Genomic DNA, 25728 nt, shown 5'->3' with positions numbered 1-25728 from the left:
CATCATAGGGGCAACCCGCACCCTGCGATCAGGATACGGACAGCCCACAACGATACGGAGTCCCCACCGTGTTACGTCCGACACGGGCTCCGACGCGATGTCGGTCCAGTATCGAAGCCGTCTCGGTTGTGTCTCGGCGAGGGAGTTCGGGTTCGGGTATCGGCGCTGTGTCCTCGGGGTCCCAACTCGGTGGGGCCTCAGAGGATTCGGACCAGGATCTCCGAATGACCGGCCCGGATGATGTCTCCGTCGGCCAGCTGCCAGTCCTGCACCGGCGCACCGTTGACGGTGGTGCCGTTGGTGGAACCCAGGTCGGACAGCATCGCGACCTGACCGTCCCAGCGAATGTCGATGTGGCGGCGCGACACACCGGTGTCGGGCAGGCGGAACTGCGCCTCCTGGCCGCGGCCGATGATGTTGTTGCCCTCGCGCAGCTGGAAGTGGCGTCCGCTGCCGTCCTCGAGCTGCAGAGTCGCCGTGAACGTGTGCCCGTCCGGTGCGTAGGCCTGCTGGCCGTAGCCGCCCTGGTCGTAGTCGGCGTAGCCCTGCTGGTCGTACTGCTGCTGGTCGTAGCCGCCCTGCTGGTAGCCGCCGCGGTCGTAACCCTGGTCGTAGCCCTGCGCCTGCTGGTAGCCGGCGTCGGCGTAGGAACCGTCCGGGTGGCGCGCGGGAGCCTGCTGGTCGTAGCCGCCCTGGTAGTCCTGCTGGTAGCCGCCCTGCTGGTAGTCGTAGCCGGCGTCCGCGGGCTGCTCGTAGCCGGGAGCCTGCGCGCCCTGGTCGTACGCCTGACCGTAGGCCTGATCCTGGGGGTACGCGCCGCGCTGGTCGTCGGGGTACTGCTGCTGGTCGTAGCCGCCCTGCTGGTAGCCGCCGCGGTCGTAACCGTTCTGGTAGCCCTGCGGGTACCGCTGGTCCTGACCTGCATGGGCATGACCGTTGCGCGCGTACTGCTGGTCGGGATTGCGGTTGCCCGCTGGTTCGCGGCTGGGGTCGTAGCCTGAGTTCTGCGTCATGGGGCCAGCTCCTGGATTCGACGTGACGGGTACAAACGGTGCCTGTGGTCGCGGTGCGGGACCGCGTGGCGGTTCGGGTCGCCCCGGCGTGGCCGCACCCTGGCGGCCTGCGTCCGGATCCACCGAACCCCGGGTGCGGAACTGCCCGGTGTGCAGTGAAGGCGACGGTTCGAACGCGACATGAATGGGACCATACGTCTGCCAGCCCTGGTCGCGAATGAAGTCTTCGAGGTGTCGGGCGAAGGCCTTGACCGTCAACTCGCGGTCGGCGGCAAGTTCTTCGTGGTCCGAGTTGTTGATGGCGATGACATAGCTGTTCGGCGCGAGCAGATGCCCACCGTCCAGTTGCTGGATCCGGTCGGAGGCCTCCTGCTGAAGCGCGGCCTCCACCTCCTGCGGCACCACGCCGCCGCCGAAGACCCGGGCGAACGCGTCGCCAACGGCTCCCTGGAGCTTCCGCTCGAAACGTTGAACTATCCCCATCGGAACCTCCTCACGGTGCCTGTCGGTCGGGCCTTCTGTCCTCGTGCGCGGTGGCTGTGACGAGACACGTCCGTGTCGCGCCGCTGCCGTACGCGTATCCCACGGTACTGTCATTGCCTCGAGCCAAGACACGGGTCCACGCCCTTGCATGATATCGGTCTTTGCCTGGACGGGTGTTTTTGTCGCCGTTTCGGGGCCTGACCTGTACGAATCGTGATTTTTGGCGACCTCGTGTTAATGTTTCCGGGTCGCTCGGGCGAGTGGCGGAATGGCAGACGCGCTGGCTTCAGGTGCCAGTGTCCTTCGGGACGTGGGGGTTCAAGTCCCCCTTCGCCCACCACAGGCGATTCTTCGGAATCGCGACAACGAGGCCACGAACTCTACGGAGTTCGTGGCCTCGTTTCGTCGGCGGTATCAGTGCCTACTGGGCGCGGATCGGATCGCAGCCGACGCTGACGTACGTGACGATCCCCTCCGGCAGTCCGCAGGTCATGTACGCACCCGTCGAGACGCCGACCTCTCACCACGTGCTTCTTCGGGTCTGGGTGGTGTCATCCCCACCCCAGGGTGCCTACCTCGGCAGCCCGCGCGGCCCGACGATGAAGTGGAAGCCTCGTCGCGAACCTCCGGCCCTTCCGGACCGGAACCCGTCCCCTCGGCGGTTCGTGACGAATGACTCGAGTGTGAACCTGCCGTCCGGCTTCTTCCGCTCGGTTACTGCGAACGTCGAGAGTGGGTTGTAGATGAGCATCAGCCAGGTCCGGGCCACCAGCTCGGCGAATGTCGGTGAGTACGTCGGTTCCGTCGCGACGATGGTGGACGCCCTGTCGGTCGACTGGTGGTTCACCCCGGCGTTCGACGTGGTCGTGACCCTTTCCAGCGAGATCCCCTATTACCGTGGCCGGAAGGCCGTCCTGGCCTGGAACCGCCACTTCGGGTGGTCGCTCGGAGTCCACGGACTCTCGCAGGGAAACGTTCTGGTGGTCGAGGCACTCGGGTTGGGACCGGCCCCGGATCCCGCACGGTGTTCGGATCGGGTCGCCGAGATGCTCACCGAACTCGCCGGCTGGGCCCCTCAGCGGGCGACCGGAAAGCCTGCCCCGCGAATCGTGCACGGCCCCGGCGCTCCTCGCGGGTGACCCAGTTCGCGAGAACCCGTGCGGCCCCGGCGTCGACCGGCTTGGATAGCGAATATGGACGGCAGGAGAGCCCCCGATCCGCTGCGCCTCGCGGCCGGCGCCGCCGCGACCGCAGCCGGTGCGTTGCAGCGCGTGATCGGATTCGGGATCGACACGGCGCGACGCCTGCCGGGAGTCGACCCGGTACTCGTCACCCTCGAGGAACGTGGCACCGAGACACTTCGCGGCGCCGACGAACTTGCGGATCGGGTGCTGCACGCGGTGCTGCGGAAGGTCGTGCAGGTCGCTCTTCAGGAGGTGGACCTCACCGCGATCGTGCGTGATCACGTCGACCTCGACGTCGTCGCCGAGGGCATCGACATCCAGCGGATCATCGACCGGGTGGACGTGGACGCGATCGCCGCCCGGGTCGACATTCCGCTGATCCTCGATCGCGTGGACATCGACGCCGTCGCCGCGCGGATCGACGTGGATGCGATCGTCGACCGCGTCGACGTGGATTCCGTCATCGGACGGGTCGACCTGGTGGTGCTCGCCGACACCGTGATCGAGGGCGTCGACCTCCCGCGCATCATCCGTGAATCGACCGACTCGATGTCGAACGAGGCGGTCCGCGGGGTGCGCACCCAGGGCATGCAGGCCGACGACGCCGTCGCCGGGTTCGTGGGCAAGTTGTTCGGGCGCGGGCACGAACCGGACGATGCATGAGCGCGCCCGCGCATCGTGCGGCCGGGATCGTCACCCGGGGTCTGGCCAGCAGCATCGATCTGGCGATCGTCATGGCCGTGATGGGCGGCATCTACGTGGGCGCACTGTTCGTGCGGCTGCTGTTCTCCCCGCAGGAGTTCACGTTTCCCGACGCCAGTGCGCTGCTCTCCGTCAGCATGTTCATCGGCGTGTCGGTGCTGTACCTGACGGCGTGCTGGGCCGTGAGCGGCCGCACCGTCGGCGCCGTGACCATGGGGCTGCGGGTGGTCAGCCGCAACGGTGAACTGATCGGCTGGCTCCGCGCCCTTCTCCGGGCGTTGCTGTGCGTGATGTTCGGGTTCGGGTTGCTGTGGGCGGCGGTCGACGGCAGGCGCCGGTCCCTGCAGGACATCCTGCTGCGCACCGCCGTCGTCTACGACTGGGAGCCCGATCTGCACGTCGGCGAGCCGAAAACCTGACCTCGCATCCCTGCAGAGTGTCGTAGTGGCTGCCTAGCATGGGGTCATGTACACGGAGCGGCGGTCGGTGTTCCCCGGCGCCGTCGTGTGGCAGAAGACCGCGGCCGGCGGTGAAGCCGCGATCCTGCCCGACGGCTGCATGGACCTCATCTGGATGAACGGCGACGTCGTCGTGGCCGGCCCCGATTCCCGCCCGTATCTCACTCGCAGCCGGGAGGGCGACCGCTACGTCGGATTGCGTTGTTCCCCGGGCACTCTGCCCGACCTCCTCGGAACCCCGGCCGAGGAGTTGATCAATCAGCGGGTGCCGCTCGCGGACGTGCTGAGCGACCGCGTCACCGCAGAATTCCTCGGCAGGATCGCCGACGCCGCCGACCCCGGCCGGGCGCTCGAGGAGTTCGCGCGGTCACGCAGGCTCCTCGGGCTGCCGCCGGACGGCAGAATCCCCGCGGTGGTGCGACTTCTGGAGCAGCAGGCGTCCGTCCGCGACGTCGCGGACGGGATCGGTGTCGGCGAGCGCCAACTGCACCGTTTGTGCCGACGGCAGTTCGGTTACGGGCCGAAGATGCTGGCCCGGATCCTGCGGTTGCAGTCGGCGGTCGGGCTGGCGGGGTCGGCCGTTCCCGCTGCGCAGGCAGCCGGCATGGCCGGGTTCGCCGACCAGGCCCACCTGATCCGGGAGGCCCAGGACTTGACGGGCCGCACCTTCGGTCAGCTGGTCACGGCGTGAGCGCGGCGAAGAGATCGACGGAGTTGCCGTCGGGGTCGTCGACGGTGGCGTAGCGCTGCCCCCACGGTGCGTCCCACGGCTTCTTCTTGCCGTTGTAGCCGTCGCCCGTGATCTCGTCGAAGAGGCTGTCGACGCCGGCAGCGGTCCCGCAGTCGAAGGCGAGCGCGATGCGATGCCCTCCGGCAGGTTCGGTCCAGTCGGGAGTGAACGAGCGGATGGTCTCGATCGTGTCCCACAGCAGGCGAACCCCACCTGGAAGTTCGAATTCGACGTGCGGCGCCTGATCGGCGTCGGCCGGAATGTCGAGTCCGAGCCGCCGGTAGAACGCGAGCGACGCGGGCAGGTCGCGGACGACCAGTTCGATGGCACTGAATGTTGCGGTCATGTCCAGAACGCTAACGATCTGGGACGGACCCGCATTGAAGGTTTCGGACATCTGGCGCCACGCGGGTCCGATTTCTTCAATCACCCGGGTCGTGCAGCGGCCATGCTGGGAGCCATGACCACCGAATCAACCCATGTCAGTGTGTTCATCGCCCGGACTGCCGCCGACGTGTACGCCTACGCGAGCGACCCCGCCAACCTCCCCGCCTGGGCTGCCGGCCTCAGCAGCACCATCACCCGCGACGGCGACCGCTGGCTCGCCGACTCCCCGATGGGCCAGGTCGCGGTGACCTTCGCACCCGCCAACGACTACGGCATCCTCGACCACGACGTCACCCTCCCCAGCGGCGACATCGTCTACAACCCCGTGCGCGTCATCCCCGACGGCGACCACAGCGAAGTCCTCTTCACCATCCGCCGACGCGACGGCGTGAGCGCCGAAGAATTCGCGCAGGACGCCGCAGCCGTCACCGCCGACCTCCAGAAGCTGAAGGGGTTGCTGGAGGCGTGAGGCGCGCGTTTTTTGCCGCCGTTTGTGCGTGCGCCGGGCACATCCGCGCACCGATTGGTCAGAAGCCCACGCAATTGCGTGCGCAGGTGGCAAATCCGTGCGCGGATGTCGTGCTGCGGTGTCCTCACCGAAGGAAGAGTGAGTCCCTGACGCTGATTGTGCTACCGATGTCGATGTGCAAGGTCCCGGCGATTCCGTGCGCCTCGAATTCAATTGCAACGACCAGCGAACCATCGGTTTCGGTGAATCGGAGTGTGGTTGCTCCTTCGCGAAAGACGTCGAGGACCAGCTGTGAGAGGACCGAAAGCCTCAGCCTGATGGAGCGGCCCAGCGGATCGACGGCCAGTTCGATATCTTCCCGACTCGCTGCCGCACGGAGGACGTAGCCGCCAGGCGCATCCGGCAATGGCTCGGACGTCAGCTGATGAAAATTTGTTAACTCATCCGACGTGGGTATTTCGAATTGGCTGTGCACGAAAGGTGATCTTGACACATCCGCACATCGAATAGTCATCCGCTCACGCAATTGCTGCTGCAAGTAGCCAATCAGTGCGCAGATGTGAGAATTGCACGCATCCGGGCCAGCGGCAGTTCGGTCGATTTTTCGGCATCGAGTTCGTCTTCAATAACGACTACTTTCTGATGTGTATCGATAAGGACATTGAACGCATTCAGTGTCACTGTGCGGGTGGAATTTAGTGGACTATCGTCGATAATTCCGAGGAGCAGATTGCGCGTCGCGCTGTCGCATTCGACCTTCAGGAATTCGTCGATGATCTCGTCGTTCATTTGTTATCCATTGAGTCCTTGGATTCCATCCTATTCGTAGTGAAGCGCCGCGGCGAGAATTGTGGCGATGAAGTTCCAGTTCTGATTTGTCGGCATGGGCAGACCCAAATTTCCGAAGTAGCCGTCCATATCCACAGTCCACGCCGCTGCTGCGAAGAGGTAGTCATGGGTCCTGAGATTCTCGAAGTTCTCCGGTTTATCCGCCACTTCCGCTGCGGTATTGCGAATGAACTCGATGAATTCCTCTCTAGTGTGGACCTCGCTGGGCATCAGGGCGACCATGTTTGTCTTCAACTCGGGATTCCCCGAAACCTTCCGGGCTTCAGTATGAGTAAGTCATCCCTCTTCCGGTCCCGACATTCGTCTGCAAATGCGACCGCAGACGCGGTGTCCGACAGAAACTGGTGGTAGCTCTCGACATCGATCTTGTAATGCTCTTCATAGTCCACCATGCCATTGCTCACGGGGAACGACAGGTAGTGCTGGCCGGAGTCTTCCTCGATTCCGATCGAATAACGGAATATCGTCGATACCAGTGTGTCGCTGAATTTCATCCCAGCAGGCCTTCGCTGTAGTATTCGACCTTCGCTTCATCGGCCAATTCATCGGCGATCATTTGCGCGAGATAGAGGCCCCGAGTATCCAATCTGTGGATGGTGGATCTCCATTCGTCGTCTGACCGTTCCGTCATGTCCAACGGAATAATCGGCTGGTAGGCGCAATTCCACTCAGCAATCACGCTCTGTAATTCCGCCGACAGATTCAGTTCTGAGGGGCTAATTGATCCACCTATTTGGTCGATCAACGATGGATTCATGTAGTCGGCTGACAGTCTGAGGTACCTCAACTAACAGCTCCTTGTTGTCGAATGTCCTCCCGGCCCGGAAGGGTACTGGACGTGCCGGGCTCAGACCCGTTCCGCACGACCTTCGGCGACGGCCGATGCGGCGGCGGCGAGGCGTTGGTACGCCGCCCGGGTTTCGGGTGCGAGCTTGGCGTGTTCGATGACGATTCCCATGCCGAGGTGTTCGTCGTAAGGGATGGTTTGGACGCCCCACACCTGTCCGCCCAGGTATTCGCGGAGGAGGTCGAGGTCCACCTGCCAGCCGGTGGCGTCCTGGTTCGAGACGGTGACGACGGTGCGGGCCAGTCCGGGTTCGCCGAGGGTGTCACCGATCGACTGCAGTGCGGAGCGGAGGCGGTTGAACGCGTCGGCGCGGCACGGGACGACGAGGACGATGGGGGTGGGTGTGGTCAGCAGCGGCGCGAGGTACGCGGCACGCAGCCGGTGGCCGAGGTCGTGGACGGCGCTGACCTGGCGGGCGCGCAGTGAGCTTGTGAGAGTGTGGAATTCACGGTCCGACGCGGTCTGGTTCCCGATGCGGTTCAGGATGCGGGTCCCGGCGCTGGTGCGGGAGCAATATCCGTCGAACACGTCGTCCGCGACGGGGCTTGCGACCGCGGACGCCACCAGCTGCTCGAGGCCGCTCACGGACAGCACGGCGTCGGCCCCGCGTTCGGCGACATCGCCGCCCGCGGGGGTCGCATCGACGGCGACGACGGCGCCGCCGCGTGCCGCCTCGGTGTTGGCGAGCCCCAGCGCCGTCGTGGTGGCACCTGCTCCTCCGCACGCCCCGAGAACCAGGGTCGACACCGGAAGTGCTTGCTGCAGTTGGTCGGTCACTTCGCGTCTCCAATGGATGTGATGTACGTGCGACCGTCGCGGTCCGCGGTGGTGACGACCTGCTCGTACCGTTTCGTCGACCCGTCCGGTCGCAGTTCCGACAGCGTCACCGCGTAGTGGCCGGGTTCGGTTTCGGTGATGGCGAGGCAGTGCTCGGTGCCTTCGGGCAGCAGCGAGTCGATGCCGCCCTGGATGGTCTCGGCGGACCCCAGGGGCGCGTCGGGGGCGACCACCTCGCGGGCCTTCGCGCCGCTTCGTTCGACGTAGTAGGCGTGGTCGAAGGCCAGGATCGCGGCGACGCCGTCGGTGGTCCCGCCGGGACCGTTGCCGACGACCGTCGCACCGTCGCGGGATGCGGCGCACCAACCTGCGGCGACCGGGTTTCCGCTCGCGTCACCGGAAGTCGAGGTGAACACGGCGACCACACCGACGACGACGGCGACCACCGCGGCGGCGGCTCCGGAGACCGCGAGTTTCCGCTTGCCGCGACCGTCCCGGACGGGCGGGGTGGGATCGGGTTCGTCGCCCGGCGTCAGCCATGTCGGTGCGGGGGGAGGGGGCAGCTGTTCGGGTTCGGGCTCCACGACGGGAACCGTCGGTGCCGCGGCCGACGGGAAGGGCGGGTACCAGTGTGAGAAGCGGTCGAGGGGTGCCCTGTTCGGCGGTTCTGTCACAGTTGAATCCTCCACACCTCATTCCCCCGCGCGGAGCCCACCCCTGACGGGCTCCGCGCGGGGGAATCGGATCACACGTGCAGCGTCGCCTGGCTGCGCACGTTCACGCCGCCGATGGTGGTGGTCGCCGGACCGCTGTCGGTCGACTGCAGCTGCGGGAGCTGCGGTGCGGGCAGGGACGCGATCGTCTGCACCAGCTGCCCGAACGCCGGGTACCGGACGGCGGCGTCCGCGATCGCGGCGGCGACGGGTGTGACGTCGACGGGTGCCGACCAGTTCGTCGGGTGCTCGGCGTTGGAGTCGGCCGAGAACGCGGAGACGGTGGCGGCGGTCGGCGAGGACGGGTCGACGGCGATGCCCGCGGTTCCGGTGGCGTCACCGACGCGCCAGCCGATGGTCCCGACGTACCCCTCGGGGTTGCCGTACTGGCGGCCGTTGACGGCCACCGGCACCGCACCGACCAGCGTGTCGGCGGCCGCATTCACCTCGACCACCGGCTTCGGCACGGGCAGGGCGGGGGCGACGGGTGCCTGGTGCGACTTCGGCATGTCGTCGGGGTCGATCCACACGGTCGCGGGCTGGGCGGCCTGCTCGGCGGGCACGGACTGCGCCGCGGGTGCCGGTTCCGCCGGAGCCTCGTCCTTCGCCAGATCGGGTGCGGCGGGTGCGGCCGTCTCGGCGCCCGGGACGGCCAGCGGCGCCTGCGGGGGAGCGGGTGTCGTCGTGGTCGGGGCCGCCGGGTCGGTGACACCCGGCTGGGACGTGCTCGGCGGCGTGGACGGGACCGTCACGCCGGGCTGCGACGTGGTGGGCGCCGCCGAGGGGTCGGTGACGCCCGGCTGCGACGTCGACGGCGGGGTGGTGGCCGGAGCGGCGTGTGCGGCCGCGGCCCCGAGCAGTGCGGCGGCGGACACCGAGATCGCGGCGGCCAGAGCGTGCATGCGGATTCTCAAGTCTTTGACTCCTGAAGTCGAACGGACATGGTTGATCGAACGGACTGGTGCTGACGAAGCAAACGCACGAGAGATGCAGATCAGAGGCACCGAAAGAGGGAAGCGAGCACAGCAGAATGCCTCCACCGACACGGTGGATGTGTTGTTTCCCCGATGAGATCCGTCCGTGCTGCCGGCGCACTGCCGCAGCCGTCGTTCATCGCCCCCATGACCGCCCCCGGTTCTTTCTCTTCCCCCTACCGCGGCAAAGTACCAGACGGGCAACCGTTCCCGCGCCCCCGGATTCCGGTCAGGCCAGGCCCGCGGCCAGCTTCACCGTCAGATCGCGCAGCGGGCGGAGACGGCCGGTCATCGCGACGGCGGACATGGCGCGCGATCCGCGCACCAGCCGCCGGGTGGCGGGCCGACGCGTGCGGTCGTAGCGGCGCAGCGCCGTCTGAATGTCGGTGTCGGCGGTCAGGAATCGGCCGAGTGTGACGGCGTCGACGAGGGCTTCGCACGCGCCGCGGCCGAGGTTCGGCGCCATCGCGTGGGCGGCGTCGCCGAGCAGCGCCGTGGTGCCCGACACGTACGACGCGAGGGCCGGTGACTCGTACAGGTCGTGGTGGAGCATCGCGTCGGGGGTGGCGGCCTCCAGGACGGCCCGGACGTCGGCGTGCCAGCCCCCGAACCGGGACCGGAGGAAGTCGAGGCCGCCGGGGTGCCCGGCGTCGGTGCGGATGCACGCGAACCAGTTGACGAGGTCGCCGTCGCGCGGGGTGATGCCGAAAAGTGCGTCTGCGTCCCAGGTTTCGCTGACGGTGTCGCGATGTCCGGGCACCCAGCCGCGCCAGGCGGTGGCTCCTACATACCGTGGCTCGAATTTGTCGCCGAACAGTTGCGTGCGGGTCGGGCTGCGCAGACCGTCCGCGCCGATCACGACGTCGCGGTCAGTCAGCGCGTCGAGGGCGGGAGCGGGGGTGCCGAACGAGATCATGCTGTCGGGCAGCGTCTCGGCGAGCGTCGCCAGCAGGGCGGGCCGCGACAGCAGGTAGGCGGTGCGGTCGCGGTTGTCGATGGTGCCGATCACGGATCCGTCGGGGCGCAGGAGCGAGCCGCGGTGCTGGGGTGACCCCAGGGTGCGGACCCGGTCGCCCGCGCCGATCGCGTCCAGCGCGTCGAGGGCCTGCGGCCACATGCCGAGCGCGGTGCCCGACGTGGGCAGGGCGTCGGCACGCTCGAAGACGTCGACGTGCCAGCCGGCGCGGTGCAGGTAGCGGGCGACGGCGAGTCCGCCGATGCCACCGCCGAGGACTGCTGCGGAGTGCGTCATGAATACCACGGTACTACGGGTGTAGTGAATTTACTACCGATGTAGTGTCGGTGTTATGGCAGACAAACGGGAGCAGGTGCTCGACGCCGCCATCGCGCTTCTCGGCACGAAGGGGGTCCGGGCCCTCACGCACCGCGGCGTCGACGAGCGGGCCGGAATGCCGCAAGGGTCCACGTCCAACTACTTCCGCAGCCGGGGCACGCTGCTCGAGGGGATCGTCACACGGCTCGTCGAACGTGACCGGGAGGACTGGGAGAAGTTCGCGCACCTCCGACCCGACAGCACGGACGCGCTGATCGCTGCGCTGGTCGCCTTTGTGAGATTTTCCACCGGTCCGGACCGGGTCCGCACGAGCGCGCGCTACTCGCTGTTCGTCGAGGCCTCCGTCACGCCGGGGCTCGACGCGAAGATCGGATCGGCCCGGCGCGCCCTCGTGGAATGGGGTGCGGACATGCTGGAACGTGTGGGTTCGAAGAATCCCGCCTCGGACGCCGTCGTGATCACCGACTACCTGGACGGTCTGATCCTTCATCAACTGACCGTCCCGGATCTCGATTTCGATCCGACTGCGGGAATTACAGCGGTCCTCCGCGCGCTCACTTAACATGTACTCAGTGCAGTCGGACGAGGTCCGCCCTCGACAATGCCCAGTTCAGAGGGTTAATAGGCCAACCTAAGTTGTGTTTCGTCAGGGGTTCTGAATTATCGTTTTCGTTACACGTTGGACCCACGAAAGTCCGACCCGACCGAAAAGCCACGTCGCCTGGTGCGAGGACCACACCCAGCGTGCTGCAAAAGGGCGATAGCCGATCGGTGGTGCCGAGCACGTCGTGACGGCACCTGCATTGCAAGTTGATGGCCATCAGCGCTGCTGGTCGTCGGTGCATCTTTTGGCATACGAAGGCTAGGTATGAAGCAACTTCCAGGCCCCCAGGGGCTGTATCACCCGTCGAACGAGCACGACTCCTGTGGTGTCGCGTTCGTCGTGGACATGAAGGGCCGCCGCAGCAGGGACATCGTCGAAAAGGCGATCACCGCGCTGGTGAACCTCGAGCACCGTGGTGCCGCGGGCTCCGAACCCAACACGGGTGACGGCGCCGGCATCCTCCTCCAGGTCCCGGACAAGTTCTTCCGCGCCGTGGTCGACTTTGCGCTGCCCGCGGAAGGCACGTATGCCACCGGCATCGCCTTCCTGCCGCAGAGCAAGGCCGACGCGCGGCGCGCCGCCGACGCCGTCGAGAAGATCGTCGAGAGCGAGGGCCTGAAGGTCCTCGGCTGGCGTGAGGTCGCGACCGACGACTCGTCGCTCGGCGCCCTGGCCCGCGACGCCATGCCGACGTTCCGGCAGATCTTCATCGGCAGCGAGAACGACGCCCTCACCGGACTCGACCTCGAGCGCCGCGCCTACGTCGTCCGCAAGCGCACCGAGCACGAACTGGGCAGCGAAGGCGCAGGCAAGGACGGTCCCGGTCGCGAGACCGTGTACTTCCCGAGCCTGTCGAGCCAGACGTTCGTCTACAAGGGCATGCTCACCACGCCGCAGCTGAAGGGTTTCTACCTGGACCTGCAGGACGAGCGCGTCGAGTCGGCCCTCGGCCTCGTGCACTCGCGCTTCTCCACCAACACGTTCCCGTCGTGGCCGCTGGCCCACCCGTTCCGGCGCGTGGCGCACAACGGTGAGATCAACACCGTCACCGGCAACGAGAACTGGATGCGTGCCCGTGAGGCGCTCATCGACAGTGACATCTTCGGCGGTCGCGAGCAGCTCGAGAAGATCTTCCCGGTCTGCACGAACGGCGCCAGCGACACCGCGCGCTTCGACGAGGTGCTGGAGATGCTGCACCTCGGTGGCCGCAGCCTGCCGCACGCCGTACTGATGATGATCCCGGAAGCCTGGGAACGCCACGAGAGCATGGACCCCGCACGCCGGGCGTTCTACCAGTACCACTCGTCGCTCATGGAGCCGTGGGACGGACCGGCGTCGGTGTGCTTCACCGACGGCACCGTCATCGGCGCCGTCCTGGACCGCAACGGCCTGCGCCCCTCCCGCCTCTGGGTGACCGACGACGGCCTCGTCGTCATGGCGTCCGAGGTCGGCGTCCTGCCGATCGACCCGGCCACCGTCGTGAAGAAGATCCGGCTGCAGCCCGGCCGCATGTTCCTCGTCGACACCGCCGAGGGTCGCATCATCAGCGACGACGAGATCAAGTCGGAACTGGCCGCCGAGCACCCCTACCAGGAGTGGCTCGACCAGGGACTGACCCACATGAACGACCTGCCGGACCGCCCGTACACCTACATGTCGCACGAGCGTGTGGTTCTGCGTCAGCAGATGTTCGGGTACACCAACGAAGAGGTCAACCTCCTCGTCAAGCCGATGGCGATCTCAGGTGCCGAGGCTCTCGGTTCCATGGGTACCGACACCCCGATCGCCGTGCTGTCGTCGCGGTCGCGGATGCTGTTCGACTACTTCTCGCAGCTGTTCGCGCAGGTCACGAACCCGCCGCTCGACGCGATCCGCGAGGAGGTCGTCACCAGTCTCGGCGGCACCATCGGCCCCGAGCACGACCTGCTGCACCCCACCGCGGAGTCCTGCCGGCAGATCTTCCTGCCGCAGCCGATCCTGCACAACGACGACCTGTCGAAGCTCATTCACGTCAACGACGACGGCGAATTCCCGAACTTCCGCAGCGTCATCGTCCGCGGTCTGTACCCGGTGGCCGAGGGCGGAGCGGGTCTGCGCAAGGCCCTCGACGACGTCCGCTACCAGGTGTCGGAGGCCATCGCCGGCGGTGCGCGCCTCGTCGTCCTGTCCGACCGTGAGTCGAACGAGACGTATGCGCCCATCCCGTCGCTGCTGCTGACGTCGGCCGTGCACCACCACCTGGTGCGCGAGAAGACGCGCACCAAGGTCGGTCTCATCGTCGAGGCCGGCGACGCCCGCGAGGTGCACCACATGGCGCTCCTCATCGGCTTCGGTGCGGCCGCGGTCAACCCGTACATGGCGTTCGAGACCGTCGACGAGGCGGTGCAGAACAACGAACTGCAGGGTGTCACGCTCGACAAGGCCATCCAGAACTACATCAAGGCCGCGGGCAAGGGTGTGCTCAAGGTGATGTCCAAGATGGGCATCTCCACCCTGGCGTCCTACACCGGCGCCCAGCTGTTCCAGGTCATCGGCCTGTCGCAGGACCTGGTCGACGAGTACTTCACCGGGCTCAACTCGAGCCTCGGCGGCATCGGCCTCGACCAGATCGCCGCCGACGTCGCGGTTCGCCACGCCAACGCGTACCTGGACCGTCCCGAGGAGCGCGCGCATCGCGAGCTCGAGGTGGGCGGCGAGTACCAGTGGCGTCGTGAGGGCGAGTACCACCTGTTCAACCCGGACACGGTGTTCAAGCTGCAGCACTCCACGCGCACCGGGCAGTACGAGGTGTTCAAGGAGTACACGAAGCTGGTCGACGACCAGTCCGAGCGCCTCGCAGCGTTGCGTGGCCTCTTCGAGTTCAAGAAGGGTGTGCGCGAGCCCGTCCCGCTGGACGAGGTCGAGCCCGCCACCGAGATCGTCAAGCGCTTCTCGACCGGTGCGATGAGCTACGGCTCCATCTCCGCCGAGGCGCACGAGACGCTCGCCATCGCCATGAACCGCCTCGGCGGCCGCTCCAACTCCGGTGAGGGCGGCGAGAACCCGGCCCGCTTCACGCCGGACGAGAACGGTGACTGGCGCCGGTCCGCGATCAAGCAGGTCGCGTCGGGGCGCTTCGGTGTCACGTCGCACTACCTGACCAACTGCACCGACATCCAGATCAAGATGGCGCAGGGAGCCAAGCCCGGTGAGGGCGGCCAGCTGCCGGCGCACAAGGTGTACCCGTGGGTGGCCGAGGTCCGGCACTCCACGCCCGGCGTCGGGCTGATCTCGCCGCCGCCGCACCACGACATCTACTCGATCGAGGATCTCGCGCAGCTGATCCACGACCTGAAGAACGCCAACCCGCAGGCCCGGATCCACGTGAAGCTGGTGTCCGAGGTCGGTGTCGGCACCGTCGCCGCGGGTGTGTCCAAGGCACACGCGGACGTCGTGCTGATCTCCGGTCACGACGGTGGCACCGGTGCCACCCCGCTGACGTCGATGAAGCACGCGGGCGCCCCGTGGGAGCTCGGCCTCGCCGAGACCCAGCAGACGCTGCTGCTCAACGGTCTGCGCGACCGCATCGTCGTGCAGGTCGACGGCCAGCTCAAGACGGGCCGCGACGTCATGGTCGCCGCGCTGCTCGGTGGCGAGGAGTTCGGTTTCGCGACCGCGCCGCTGGTGGTGTCGGGTTGCATCATGATGCGGGTCTGCCACCTCGACACCTGCCCCGTGGGTGTCGCGACGCAGAACCCGGTGCTGCGCAAGCGGTTCAACGGCAAGCCGGAGTTCGTGGAGAACTTCTTCCTCTTCATCGCCGAAGAGGTGCGCGAGCTTCTCGCGGAGCTCGGCTTCCGCACCCTCGACGAGGCCGTCGGCCAGGTCGACGCCCTCGACACCACGAAGGCGCTCGAGCACTGGAAGGGCAGCAAGGCCGGCAACCTCGACCTGTCGCCGATCCTGCACGAGACCGAGTCGGCGTTCATGGACCAGGACCTGTACTGCACGGGCACCCAGGACCACGGCCTCGACAAGGCGCTCGACCAGCAGCTGATCGTCCAGAGCCGCAACGCTCTCGACAAGGGCGAGAAGGTGTCGTTCGAGTCGCCGATCACCAACGTCAACCGGACGGTCGGCACCATGCTCGGCCACGAGGTGACGAAGGCGTACGGCGGCGACGGACTGCCGGACAACACGATCGACATCACGTTCACCGGTTCGGCCGGTAACAGCTTCGGTGCGTTCGTCCCCAAGGGCATGACCCTGCGCCTGCACGGCGATGCCAACGACTTCGTCGGCAAGGGCCTGTCCGGTGGACGCCTCGTGGTGCGCCCGCCGCTGGAGACCGCGCCCGGGTTCGTCGCCGAGGACAACATCATCGGCGGCAACGTGATCCTGTTCGGTGCCACGAGCGGTGAGGCTCTGCTCCGCGGTGTCGTGGGCGAGCGGTTCGCGGTCCGCAACTCCGGTGCCACCGCCGTCGTCGAAGGTGTCGGCGACCACGGTTGCGAGTACATGACCGGCGGAAAGGTCGTCATCCTCGGTGCGACGGGACGCAACTTCGGTGCCGGCATGTCCGGTGGCGTCGCGTACGTCTACAACCCGGACAAGGTGTTCGAGGACAACCTCAACACGGAACTGGTGGATCTCGAGGACCTGACGGGTGACGACTTCACCTGGCTCAAGTCCGCGATCGAGCGTCACCGCGACGAGACGGGCTCCGAGGTTGCCGCGCGCATCCTCTCCGACTGGTCGCAGCAGGTCAATCATTTCGCGAAGGTCATGCCCCGCGATTACAAGAAGGTGCTCTTGGCCATCGAGGCCGCGAAGAAGGATGGAAAGAACGTGGACGAGGCAGTGATGGAGGCAGCTCGTGGGTGATCCAAGCGGCTTCCTGAAGCACACGTCACGCGAACTTCCGGTTCGCAGGCCGGTGCCGTTGCGCCTGCTCGACTGGAACGAGGTCTACGAGGAATTCTCGTCGGACACCCTGAAGACTCAGGCCAGCCGGTGCATGGACTGCGGTATCCCGTTCTGCCACAACGGTTGTCCGCTGGGGAACCTGATTCCCGAGTGGAACGACCTGGTGTACAAGGACCGGTGGCACGACGGCATCGAGCGCCTGCACGCGACCAACAACTTCCCGGAGTTCACCGGGCGGCTGTGCCCCGCACCCTGTGAGGCGTCGTGCGTCCTGGGCATCAACCAGGACCCCGTCACCATCAAGCAGGTCGAGGTCGAGCTCATCGACCGCGCCTTCGACGAGGGCTGGGTCAAGCCGGTGCACCCGACGCGTTCGACGGGCAAGAAGGTCGCCGTCGTCGGTTCCGGACCCGCGGGTCTCGCTGCAGCGCAGCAGCTGACGCGCGCCGGGCACATGGTCACCGTGTTCGAGCGGGCCGACCGCATCGGCGGGCTCCTCCGGTACGGCATCCCCGAGTTCAAGATGGAGAAGCGGCACATCGACCGCCGTCTCGACCAGATGAACTCCGAGGGCACCGTCTTCAAGACGGGTGTCAACGTGGGTGTCGACATCACGGCGGACGCACTGCGCGAGCAGTTCGACGCCGTGGTCCTGGCCGGCGGTGCCACCGAGGCCCGCGACCTGCCGATCCCCGGCCGCGAGCTGGACGGCATCCACCAGGCGATGGAGTTCCTGCCGATCGCCAACCGCGTGCAGCTCGGCGATCTGGAGCAGCCGACCATCACCGCGGAGGGCAAGAAGGTCGTCATCATCGGTGGCGGCGACACCGGCGCGGACTGCCTGGGCACCTCGCACCGTCAGGGTGCCGAGAGCGTTTACCAGTTCGAGATCATGCCGAGACCGCCCGAGACCCGCGCCGAGCACACCCCATGGCCGACGTACCCGTTGATGTACCGCGTCGCGTCCGCTCACGAGGAAGGCGGCGAACGCCTCTTCTCCGTGAACACCGAACGGTTCGTCGGTGCCGACGGCAAGGTGACCGCGCTGAAGGCCCACGAGGTCGAGATGAAGTCGGGTCGCTTCGAGAAGGTCGAGGGCTCGGACTTCGAGCTCGAGGCCGACCTCGTCCTGCTGGCGATGGGCTTCACCGGACCCGAGAAGCCGGGCCTGCTCACCGATCTCGGCGTCGACCTCAACGAGCGCGGCAACGTCGCCCGCTCCGCGAAGTGGGCCACCAACGTCGACGGCGTCTTCGTGGCCGGCGACATGGGACGCGGACAGTCGCTGATCGTGTGGGCCATCGCCGAGGGTCGCTCCGCGGCCGCAGCGGTCGATGCGTACCTCGAGGGCAAGACGTCGCTGCCGTCTCCGATCGAGACCACCACCGCCCCGCAGCGGTAGCTGTAACCGCCAGTTCAATCCGCACCCCGGTAGGTTTTCCTACCGGGGTGTCGGTTTATCGTGCGGAGGTCACGTTCGGTCGGTAACGTTCATTTACCGATCGTGCATCTTTAGGTCACGTCGTCCTGGCAGCATCCCGTCTGCTGGACGGCGAAGGGGAGAACAGGTTGATGCCATGGCAATGAGACGGGTTATCGCATTCTTGACCGCAGTGGCCGCTGCCGCGGCCATCCCGGTGGCGTCGGGGGTGGTGGGTACGAGCGCAGTAGCGAATGCGGACCCCTGCCCGAGCCTGTACGTGGTCGCGATTCCGGGGACGTGGGAAACGTCCACCAAGGACAACGTCCGGCCCACGCCGGGTCTGCTGTCCGCGGTGACGAACGGTCTGCCGTCGTCGATCCGCACCGACTACGTCACGTACGCTGCAACGGCCTTCCCGTGGGAGTCCGAGGTGTACGGGCGCTCGAAGGCGCAGGCGGTCACCAACGCCAAGGGCATGCTGTCGTCGATGGCGCAGCAGTGCCCCGACACCAAGCTGTCGATCATCGGCTACAGCCAGGGCGCCGACGCCGCGGGTGATCTCGCCTCGGAGATCGGCACCGGCCTCGGTGTCGTCCCAGCCGACAAGATCGCGGCCGTCGGACTCGTCTCCGATCCGCGGCGGTCGCCGACCGACGCCCTCGTCGGCCCCGCCGTCGCAGGCAGCGGTGCCGGTGGTCCCCGCATCGGCGGCTTCGGCTGGGTCAGCCAGAACACGCGCACCTTCTGCGCGTACGGCGACCTGTACTGCTCCACGCCGAAGGAAGACTTCGTGACGCGGCTCGCCGGGTTCCTCGCGCAGACGTCGGATCCGACGCCGAACCTGTTCGGCCGCTACCAGCAGGAAGCGCTGGCGATCTGGAACGACATCCTCGCGGTCGGCGGTGTGCCCGCGCTGATGGCTCAGCTGGACGAGCAGCACAACGAGAAGCGGATCGACGAACTGGAGCAGTTCTACAAGTCGCAGGCCCACCAGGACTACACCAGCTACGCGGTCGACGGTTCGGGTACGCCGGCCACCACGTGGCTGAAGAACTGGTTGCGCGACATCGCGTGAGTTCCGCCGACGGCGGCAGGGGATGATGTCCATCGTGACCGACTCCCCTGCCGCCGTCGTCGGCTACGACGCCTTCGTGACCGTCCGGTGGTCCGACATGGACGCCTTTCAGCACATCAACCATGCACGGATGGTGACGTTGCTCGAAGAGGCCCGGATCGACTGGCTGCTCAGCGAGGGCAGCGAGAACTCGTCGCTCATCACGAGCGCGTTCATCGCCGACATCCACGTGCGGTACCGGGGACAGTTGCGGCATTCCGACAGCCCGCTCCGGGTCACGATGTGGATCGCGAAGCACCGGGCCGTCGACTTCACCATCGGCTACGAGGTCCGCGGCGCGCGTACCCCGATCACCGACCCGCCGGCCGTCACCGCGACCACGCAGATGGCCGTCGCGGATGTCGACGCCCAGCGGCTACGCCGCATCACCGCCACCGAGCGCGAGTACCTGGCCCGCTGGTCCCGTACGTGAGCGGCAAAGTGTGTTCCGGGACGCTTTCCCACTCACGTGCGGAGGTCGCCGGGGGCCGGTAGGGGAAGGTCCGGGTCGAGGACCACGCCGCGGCCGCGCATCGTGGTGTCGACCAGCGCCCACGCCCACGCGGCCAGTTGCTCGGTCAGCGCGCCGACGTCGGTGCCGCCCGGTCGTTCGATCCAGTCCAGCGCCACCGACTCGACCATCCCGATCAGTGCGTTGGCCAGAGGTGTCGCGGCGGCCGGAGTGCCGAGCGCATCCAGGTACGGGCGGAGCATGTCGGCGACGGCGGTGGTGATAGCCCGCCGCACCTCTTCGGCGGCGGGGGAGAACGACATCAGGTAGCGGTACAGGTTGGCGTGTTCGGTGACCCAGTCGAGGTGGGTGCGGGCGGCGCGGGTGAGGATCGCGCGCGGCGCGCCGTCGGTGGTGATCACGGGCGCGTATTCGAGGAGCATCATCGCGGCGACCCGCCGGGCGACGGCGTTCCGGAGGTCGGTGCTGTCCTCGAAGTGCCGGTAGATGCGGGTGCGCGCGACCTCGGCGTAGACGGCCATCGTCGCGACCGACACGTCGGGACCTTCTTCGGCGATGGCGACGAGTGCCCGTTCGACGAACTCCGAGCGCCGCTTCTCGCGTTGGCCGCGCCAACGGGCAGCGCGCCCGTCACCGGCGTCTTGCTGGGGGTTCGTCATCGAATCGAATCGTAGTCTTCCCTGCCGCGGTGTTTCCGTATAGCGTCACCAGTATGCGGTACATCGATGTACCACACACTCTGCAGCTCGGACGCCGACACGTTGGGAACACCGCCTTGTCCATTCAGCTCTGCCTGTCCGGCCCCCGCAGGCCCGGGCGTTCGATGATCGGGTTGCGCAGCACCACGGTGATCGTCGTCCCGCCGCCGATGGCGTTCGAGTACCTCGCCGACGCGGAGACCGTGCTCGGCCCGGTGACGCTGCCGTGCCGCGGCCGGATCACCGCGTCGGATCCGGGTCGCCGTCTCGTCGTCGAGGCCGATCACGGCGTGCACGGGTCGGTCTGGACCTTCGCCGCCCTCAACGCGGACGAAACGGAACTCACCGTCGACTTCCGCTACCACTCACCCGGCAGGCCGGCCGGACAACTGCTCGGCGGGGTCGCCGCACCGGTGGTGTGGCAGGCGCTGCGACGCGCGCAGGTCGCGTTGAAGGACCGGATCGAAACCCTCTACTACGAGCCCGCCGACCCGGCCGGACTCGACCGAAGGAGAGCATGACGTGGGATTCTCGGCATCGGGCAGGACGGTCCTGATCACCGGGGCGGCAATGGGAATGGGACGGCTTTTCGCCCGGCTCGCGGCCGCCGACCACGCCGCCGCGGTCGTGTTGTGGGACATCGACGCCGCCGCGCTCGAGCGCACCGCACAGGAATTGCGCGAATCCGGGTGCACCGTCCGCGCGCAGGTCGTCGACGTCGCCGACCTCGAATCCGTCCGCACGGCGGCCGCCGAGGTGCGGCGTGCGTTCGGCCGTCCCGACGTGCTCGTCAACAACGCCGGTGTGGTGCGCGGCAAGTACTTCTGGGATCACGACCACGAGTCCGACACGAAATTCGTGATGGACGTCAACACGCTCGCGCCGATGTACGTCGCCAACGAGTTCCTGCCCGCCATGATCGAGGACCCACTCCGGGAGTGCCGCATCGTGAACATCGCCTCGGCGGCTGGGACCGTGGCGACGCCGAGAATGGCCGTGTACGCGGCGTCGAAGTGGGCCGTCCTGGGGTGGAGTGATTCGCTGCGACTCGAACTGGTCCAGGCCGGCCACGGGCACGTCAAGGTCACCACGGTGTGCCCGAGCTACATCTCCACCGGCATGTTCGACGGCGTGAAGAACCCGCTGTTCGCCCCGATCCTCAGTCCGGAAGACGTCACCGCCCGGTCGTGGCGGGCGATGCAGCAGGGCAAACCGCTGCTGATGCTGCCGCGGTCGCTGTACCTGTCGAGGGTCGCGAAAGCCGTCCTGCCGGTGCGTGTCTGGGACCGTCTGGCCGACCGGCTCGGTGTCTACCGCAGCATGGACGCCTACACCGGCCGGGTGCAGGCGCCCACGGCCTGACCTCTCGGGTCAGCCGAGGTCGAGGCGGGCGCCGAGCCGCATGCTGCCCGGGGTGAGGCGGCTCATCGCGCGCCCGAACTTGGCTTCGGGCGTGACGGGTACGACGGCCTTGTTGGACTTGACGGCCTTCACGATCTGGGTCGCCACCCGGTCCGGGGTGAAACCGCGTTTGCGGTAGAGCTTGTCGGTCCGGTCCCGCATCTTCGCCTGCTCCTCGGGGGTGGCGCCGGCGAAGTCGGTGGCCTGGATGATGTTGGTGTGGACGAGTCCGGGGCAGATAGCGCTGACGCCGATGCCGTGATTCACCAATTCCGCTCGGAGACAGTCCGACAACATGAACACCGCGGCCTTGCTCGTCGCGTACGCGGTGAGTCGCTTCTGCGGCGTGAACGCCGCGGCGGACGACAGGTTCACGATGTGCCCGCCGGTGCCGCGTTCGATCATCTGCTCGGCGAACGCGCGGGAACCGTAGACGACTCCCCAGAAATTCACGTCCATCACCCGCTCGAAGTCCTTCTGCGGGGTCTGCGTGAACGTGCCCGAATATCCGATTCCGGCGTTGTTGATCACGACGTCGGGGGTTCCGTGCTCGGCCTGCACCTTGTCCGCGAAGCGCCGCACCTCGTCCTCCACCGCGACGTCCACCTGATAGGCGTGGGAGCCGCCACCGAAGATGGCGACGGCGCCGCCGCCCTTCATCTGGGCGGAGTTGATGAGATCGGAGGTCTGCTGCGCGGATTCGAGATCGCGATCGGCGACCACCACCACGGCACCCTCGGACGCGAACGCCAGCGCGGTCTCGCGCCCGATCCCGCTGCCGCCGCCGGTGACGACGACGAGAGTGCCGTCGAGATCCCGCAGCCGGTGATGCTTCCGTGCACCGCTGCGCCAGCCCCTGACTTCGCCGAGAAGACTCATGTGACCATCTTGTCCGAGTACGGTCGTTTGTGTGCTGATCTGGTACGTCAGCTATGGATCGAACATGGCTGCGACGCGTCTGACCTGCTACCTGAGTGGTGGTCGCCCGGCCGGGGGCAACCTCGTGCACGCGGGCGCCCGAGATGCGCGCGCTCCACGCGCGTCGATGCCGGTGGTGCTACCCGGCACGGTGTTCTTCGCGGGAGAGTCGCGGATCTGGGGCGGCGGCCGCGCGTTCTACGACCCCGACGCGCCCGGCACCGTCGCGGCCCGCGCATTTTTGGTGACGCGCGAACAGTTCGAGGACATTCACGCGCAGGAACCCGCGTGCTACGACCGCCTGGTCACACTCGGATCCCGCAACGGCGTCCCCATGTGCACGTTCACCACCCGGGCCCGCGGCGACGTCGTCGCCAGGAACGCGCCGGCGCCCGCCTATCTCGCGACCATTGCGGACGGCCTCCGCGAGGCGCACGGCTGGGACGAACCGAAGGTCGCCGATTATTTGACGCGACTTCGGGTTTCCTAGCCGACCCAACTGTGCTTACGTGAGACGGGCCACACGAGGTGGCGTTCACGAAAGGGAGTCGATGTCCGATCTGCATGTCGTAGCGACCATTCCTGCCAAGCCCGGCTCCGAGGACATTGTCGGTGGCGGACTGTCCGCGCTGGCCGCGGAGAGCCGCAAGGAAGAGGGCTGCATCTCGTACGAGGTCTTCGAATCAGCCGCGGTCGCGGGAACCTTCGTCACCGTGGAGGTGTGGACCGGCCAGGAGGCGCTCGACGCGCACATGCAGTCGCCGCACTTCCAGGCCGCGCTCGGGAAGTTCGGTGAGCACCTCGCCGGGGCACCGGGGATCCACCCGCTGAAGCCGGTTTCCTAGAGTCGTAGTTCGTGACCACACCACTCACCGTCATCGCCCCCGAAGGTCCGGCCCGCGGCGGCGTCGTCGTCATCCAGGAGGCGTTCGGCGTCACCGACCACATCGTCGACGTCTGCCGTCGTTTCGCCTCGGCCGGGTATCACGCCGTCGCCCCGCACCTGTTCCACCGGAACGGGGATCCGGTGCTGGCCTACGACGACATGAAGTCGGCGATGTCGCTGATCGGTGAGCTCACGGCGGAGCACATCGACGAGGACGTCGACGGGGCCGTTGCGGCTCTGTCGGCGGCCTCGATCGAACCCCGGAACACGGCGATCGTCGGATTCTGCATGGGCGGGACCGTCGCGTTCCACACGGCGACCCGCCTCGACCTGGGCGCGGCGGCGAGTTTCTACGGCGGCGGCATCGCGAAGGCGCGGTTCGGGTATCCGACGCAACTCGACGCCGCCGGCCGTCTCCGGACGCCGTGGCTGGGCCTGTTCGGTGACCGCGACACGGGGATCCCGGCCGAGGAGGTCGAGGAACTGCGCACCACGCTCGCACACGCTTCGGTGGACACCGAGATCGTCCGCTACCCCGAGGCCGAGCACGGCTTCCACTGCGACGACCGGCCCGCCGTGTACAACGAGGCGGCCGCCCGGGACGGATGGGCGCGAACGCTGCAGTGGTTCGGCACCCACGTCGACGGCACACGCGCCGCCGGAACCGACTGACGCGGCCGGATCCCCTCGGGTGTACGGAAACGCGGTATTCGTCCACGTGCCAGACAGGCCACGGCGTGTTGCGTTCGCCAAGTTTCTTGTGCCGCATTTCCGCAGGTTTCGACGTCGACGGCTCGCCGTTAATACGATGTGCGTCACAGGAGTACGTCGAAAACCCGTCTGACGTGGCGTCCGGTCTCCTTCATGCGCGAGACCCGTAATCGAACCGTTATAGTCGGCGGCATGACTTCAGTTCTCGGTGTATCCGTCGGCGCCAGCGCGGTGCGCTTCGCGTGCCACGACGCCGTGAGCCTCGAAACCCCGACCTTCCAATCACGGTCGGTGTCCGCAACACTCGAATTGCCGGCGGAACTGGCCGCCGAATCCATCGGGACGGTGCTCGCCGAACGGGACGAGACCGACGAGGTGGAGGCCATCGGCGTCGCGTACCAGGACGACGCGCAGGCCGGTGCCATGCAGGCCGCGATGGCGCGGCTGCAGATCGCCAACTTCCAACTGGTCCCCGAAGTCACCGCCGCGCTGCAGATGCTGGAGATGTCCGGGGAACTCGGCGACCACTCGACGCTCGTGTTCTACGACCTCGGCAGTTCGGGTCTCACGGTCACCGTCCTCGACCGCGACTCCGGCATGGTGCTGAGCCGTGCCCGCTCGGATCAGATCAGCGGCGACCTCGTCGACCGGCTGATCTGCGACAACCAACTCGAACTGAACCGCTTCGCGCACCCCGCCGACGCTGCGGCCGCCTTCGCGCTCGCCGCGCGGTGCCGCGACGCGAAAGAGCAGCTGTCCAGTAACGGAGCGGTGTGCATGCCGGGCGAGGGCGGTCTGCTGCTCCTGTCGCAGGACACCTTCGATTCGCTCATCGTGGGTCCCGTCGAGACGTCGGCGCGCCTCACCCGCGAGGTCATCCGCCGCTCGGGACGCGCCCCCGACGCCGCGGTGCTGATCGGCGGCGGCGCGCACATTCCCATGGTCGCGTCGGTGATCGAGTCCTGGCTCGACCTTCCCGTGATCGTCCCCGCGCAGCCCGAATTGGTGGCGGCGGAGGGTGCGGCCCTGCTGGCGCTACCGACATTCGACGAGTTCGTGGCACCCCTGCCCCAGCCGGAGCTCCAGCACGCACCGGGGCTGGAACCGGAACCTGAGCTGGCGCCCGAGACGCAGGCCTTGTGGCACTCGTCGGACTCGGACTCCTACTCGGACGAGGTGATCGCACCGGCCCGGAAGCGTCGGGGCCTCGTCCTCGCGGGCGGTGTCGTGGCCGTGGTCGCCGCGGTCGGTCTCGGACTCGGCTTCGGCACCGACCTTCTGCAGGGTTCGGAGGAGGAGGCGCAGCCGGCCGCCACGCAGGCGACGACGGAAGCGCCCGCCGCGCAAGAGGCAGCGCCGTCGCAGCCCACCACGACCGCGGAAGTGCCCCCGCCCGTGGAGGCGGCTCCGTCGGACGTCGACGAGCAGCCGGTGATCCCGCCGCAGACCGAGGTGCGCAGCACGTACCAGCCGCAGACACGGGCACAGAGTCCGACGCAGGTGCCGGTCGTCCCCGAAACGCAGAGCGTCGCGCCGACCGACACGTCGGTTCCGCCGACCACGCCGGAACCCGCTCCGCTGATCCCGGGTCTGCCGCAGTTCCAGATGCCGACGATTCCGCCGCCCGCACCACTTCCGATGCCGGAATTGCCGCGGATTCCCGGGCTCTGAGCCGATATAACGAAGGTCGGCGTCGCGAGGCCCCGACACGCTTGT

Annotated in this window: 29 protein-coding genes and 1 tRNA gene; 17 read left to right on the top strand and 13 right to left on the bottom strand. The window is 67.4% G+C overall.

Annotated elements, in window-relative coordinates:
* Positions 1-197 precede the first annotated feature (197 nt).
* Positions 198-1496: a DUF3662 and FHA domain-containing protein gene (locus JWS13_RS24910; protein WP_206008061.1), complete on the bottom strand. Its 1299-nt coding sequence runs from the start codon at positions 1494-1496 to the stop codon at positions 198-200.
* 254 nt (positions 1497-1750) lie between these two features.
* Here JWS13_RS24910 and JWS13_RS24905 point away from each other — a divergent pair.
* From JWS13_RS24905 to JWS13_RS24885, 5 genes are all read left to right on the top strand, one after another.
* Positions 1751-1836, top strand: a tRNA-Leu gene (locus JWS13_RS24905).
* Positions 1837-2239: 403 nt separating this feature from the next.
* Positions 2240-2635, top strand: a complete 396-nt coding sequence (locus JWS13_RS24900; protein ID WP_124392331.1) for a DUF6292 family protein — start codon at positions 2240-2242, stop codon at positions 2633-2635.
* Between the two features lie 54 nt (positions 2636-2689).
* Positions 2690-3343, top strand: coding sequence for a hypothetical protein (locus tag JWS13_RS24895; protein ID WP_206008060.1), 654 nt, complete (start codon positions 2690-2692; stop codon positions 3341-3343).
* A complete protein-coding gene (locus tag JWS13_RS24890) occupies positions 3340-3801 on the top strand; it encodes an RDD family protein (protein ID WP_206008059.1) in 462 nt (153 codons plus the stop codon). Before JWS13_RS24895 ends, JWS13_RS24890 begins: the two co-directional genes overlap by 4 nt.
* Before the next feature lie 46 nt (positions 3802-3847).
* The gene (locus tag JWS13_RS24885; protein ID WP_206008058.1) at positions 3848-4531 is read left to right on the top strand and encodes a helix-turn-helix domain-containing protein; all 684 of its coding nucleotides are present in this window, start codon (positions 3848-3850) and stop codon (positions 4529-4531) included.
* On the opposite strand, the gene JWS13_RS24880 is transcribed toward JWS13_RS24885, so the two are convergent.
* Positions 4521-4916: a VOC family protein gene (locus JWS13_RS24880; protein ID WP_206008057.1), complete on the bottom strand. Its 396-nt coding sequence runs from the start codon at positions 4914-4916 to the stop codon at positions 4521-4523. The two genes, JWS13_RS24885 and JWS13_RS24880, sit on opposite strands and share 11 nt — an antisense overlap.
* 114 nt (positions 4917-5030) lie before the next feature.
* Here JWS13_RS24880 and JWS13_RS24875 point away from each other — a divergent pair, with 114 nt between their 5' ends.
* A complete protein-coding gene (locus JWS13_RS24875; RefSeq protein WP_206008056.1) occupies positions 5031-5426 on the top strand; it encodes an SRPBCC family protein in 396 nt (131 codons plus the stop codon).
* Between the two features lie 124 nt (positions 5427-5550).
* On the opposite strand, the gene JWS13_RS24870 is transcribed toward JWS13_RS24875, so the two are convergent.
* The 9 genes from JWS13_RS24870 to JWS13_RS24830 all read right to left on the bottom strand — a co-directional run bounded on the left by JWS13_RS24870 (position 5551) and on the right by JWS13_RS24830 (position 10838).
* Positions 5551-5901: a hypothetical protein gene (locus tag JWS13_RS24870; protein WP_206008055.1), complete on the bottom strand. Its 351-nt coding sequence runs from the start codon at positions 5899-5901 to the stop codon at positions 5551-5553.
* Between the two features lie 71 nt (positions 5902-5972).
* Positions 5973-6215: a hypothetical protein gene (locus JWS13_RS24865; protein WP_206008054.1), complete on the bottom strand. Its 243-nt coding sequence runs from the start codon at positions 6213-6215 to the stop codon at positions 5973-5975.
* A 30-nt stretch (positions 6216-6245) separates the two neighbouring features.
* Positions 6246-6485, bottom strand: coding sequence for a DUF7660 family protein (locus tag JWS13_RS24860; RefSeq protein ID WP_206008053.1), 240 nt, complete (start codon positions 6483-6485; stop codon positions 6246-6248).
* A gap of 20 nt (positions 6486-6505) precedes the next feature.
* Entirely contained in the window at positions 6506-6769 is a 264-nt protein-coding gene (locus JWS13_RS24855) for a hypothetical protein (protein WP_206008052.1), read from the bottom strand.
* Positions 6766-7062, bottom strand: coding sequence for a hypothetical protein (locus tag JWS13_RS24850; protein WP_206008051.1), 297 nt, complete (start codon positions 7060-7062; stop codon positions 6766-6768). Before JWS13_RS24850 ends, JWS13_RS24855 begins: the two co-directional genes overlap by 4 nt.
* A gap of 60 nt (positions 7063-7122) precedes the next feature.
* Positions 7123-7899: a hypothetical protein gene (locus JWS13_RS24845; RefSeq protein WP_206008050.1), complete on the bottom strand. Its 777-nt coding sequence runs from the start codon at positions 7897-7899 to the stop codon at positions 7123-7125.
* Positions 7896-8573 carry a DUF8176 domain-containing protein gene (locus tag JWS13_RS24840; RefSeq protein WP_241032290.1) on the bottom strand — a complete coding sequence of 226 codons (678 nt, stop codon included), beginning with the start codon at positions 8571-8573 and terminating at the stop codon, positions 7896-7898. Before JWS13_RS24840 ends, JWS13_RS24845 begins: the two co-directional genes overlap by 4 nt.
* A 71-nt stretch (positions 8574-8644) precedes the next feature.
* Complete coding sequence (locus JWS13_RS24835; protein WP_241032289.1) at positions 8645-9526, bottom strand: glycoprotein; 882 nt, start codon at positions 9524-9526, stop codon at positions 8645-8647.
* Between the two features lie 289 nt (positions 9527-9815).
* Positions 9816-10838: an FAD-dependent oxidoreductase gene (locus tag JWS13_RS24830; RefSeq protein ID WP_206008048.1), complete on the bottom strand. Its 1023-nt coding sequence runs from the start codon at positions 10836-10838 to the stop codon at positions 9816-9818.
* 55 nt (positions 10839-10893) lie between these two features.
* Here JWS13_RS24830 and JWS13_RS24825 point away from each other — a divergent pair, with 55 nt between their 5' ends.
* The 5 genes from JWS13_RS24825 (at position 10894) to JWS13_RS24805 (ending at position 19359) form a co-directional block, all read left to right on the top strand.
* Positions 10894-11442 (top strand): TetR/AcrR family transcriptional regulator, encoded by a 549-nt coding sequence (locus JWS13_RS24825; RefSeq protein ID WP_206008047.1) that lies wholly within the window; start codon positions 10894-10896, stop codon positions 11440-11442.
* Positions 11443-11748: 306 nt separating this feature from the next.
* Positions 11749-16347, top strand: coding sequence for a glutamate synthase large subunit (gene gltB / locus JWS13_RS24820; RefSeq protein WP_206008046.1), 4599 nt, complete (start codon positions 11749-11751; stop codon positions 16345-16347).
* On the top strand, positions 16340-17791 hold the full coding sequence (locus tag JWS13_RS24815) for a glutamate synthase subunit beta (protein ID WP_124392316.1): 1452 nt from the start codon (positions 16340-16342) through the stop codon (positions 17789-17791). The genes gltB and JWS13_RS24815 overlap by 8 nt, the downstream gene beginning before the upstream one ends.
* A gap of 181 nt (positions 17792-17972) precedes the next feature.
* Entirely contained in the window at positions 17973-18887 is a 915-nt protein-coding gene (locus tag JWS13_RS24810) for a cutinase family protein (RefSeq protein WP_087554980.1), read from the top strand.
* 22 nt (positions 18888-18909) lie between these two features.
* Positions 18910-19359 (top strand): acyl-CoA thioesterase, encoded by a 450-nt coding sequence (locus JWS13_RS24805; protein ID WP_206008045.1) that lies wholly within the window; start codon positions 18910-18912, stop codon positions 19357-19359.
* A gap of 32 nt (positions 19360-19391) precedes the next feature.
* Here JWS13_RS24805 and JWS13_RS24800 read toward each other — a convergent pair whose 3' ends face one another.
* On the bottom strand, positions 19392-20057 hold the full coding sequence (locus JWS13_RS24800; protein ID WP_206008044.1) for a TetR/AcrR family transcriptional regulator: 666 nt from the start codon (positions 20055-20057) through the stop codon (positions 19392-19394).
* Between the two features lie 116 nt (positions 20058-20173).
* On the opposite strand from JWS13_RS24800, the gene JWS13_RS24795 reads away from it, so the two are divergent.
* On the top strand, positions 20174-20617 hold the full coding sequence (locus JWS13_RS24795) for an SRPBCC family protein (protein WP_206008043.1): 444 nt from the start codon (positions 20174-20176) through the stop codon (positions 20615-20617).
* Position 20618: 1 nt separating this feature from the next.
* Positions 20619-21458 carry an SDR family oxidoreductase gene (locus JWS13_RS24790; RefSeq protein WP_206008042.1) on the top strand — a complete coding sequence of 280 codons (840 nt, stop codon included), beginning with the start codon at positions 20619-20621 and terminating at the stop codon, positions 21456-21458.
* Between the two features lie 9 nt (positions 21459-21467).
* Here JWS13_RS24790 and JWS13_RS24785 read toward each other — a convergent pair whose 3' ends face one another.
* Positions 21468-22376 carry an SDR family NAD(P)-dependent oxidoreductase gene (locus JWS13_RS24785; protein WP_206008041.1) on the bottom strand — a complete coding sequence of 303 codons (909 nt, stop codon included), beginning with the start codon at positions 22374-22376 and terminating at the stop codon, positions 21468-21470.
* 31 nt (positions 22377-22407) lie between these two features.
* Between JWS13_RS24785 and JWS13_RS24780 the strand changes: the two genes are divergently transcribed.
* The 4 genes from JWS13_RS24780 (at position 22408) to JWS13_RS24765 (ending at position 25683) form a co-directional block, all read left to right on the top strand.
* Positions 22408-22905, top strand: coding sequence for a hypothetical protein (locus JWS13_RS24780; RefSeq protein WP_206008040.1), 498 nt, complete (start codon positions 22408-22410; stop codon positions 22903-22905).
* Between the two features lie 61 nt (positions 22906-22966).
* The gene (locus tag JWS13_RS24775; protein WP_072942817.1) at positions 22967-23260 is read left to right on the top strand and encodes a putative quinol monooxygenase; all 294 of its coding nucleotides are present in this window, start codon (positions 22967-22969) and stop codon (positions 23258-23260) included.
* Between the two features lie 11 nt (positions 23261-23271).
* Positions 23272-23973, top strand: coding sequence for a dienelactone hydrolase family protein (locus JWS13_RS24770; RefSeq protein WP_206008039.1), 702 nt, complete (start codon positions 23272-23274; stop codon positions 23971-23973).
* A 231-nt stretch (positions 23974-24204) separates the two neighbouring features.
* The gene (locus JWS13_RS24765; protein ID WP_206008038.1) at positions 24205-25683 is read left to right on the top strand and encodes a DUF7159 family protein; all 1479 of its coding nucleotides are present in this window, start codon (positions 24205-24207) and stop codon (positions 25681-25683) included.
* The last annotated feature ends 45 nt before the right edge of the window (positions 25684-25728 follow it).

Origin of the sequence: Rhodococcus pseudokoreensis (assembly GCF_017068395.1) — a bacterium.
Lineage (GTDB): Bacteria > Actinomycetota > Actinomycetes > Mycobacteriales > Mycobacteriaceae > Rhodococcus_F > Rhodococcus_F pseudokoreensis.
The sequence above is the reverse complement of the archived record's forward strand: the minus strand, read 5'-3'. Positions and strand labels throughout refer to the sequence as shown.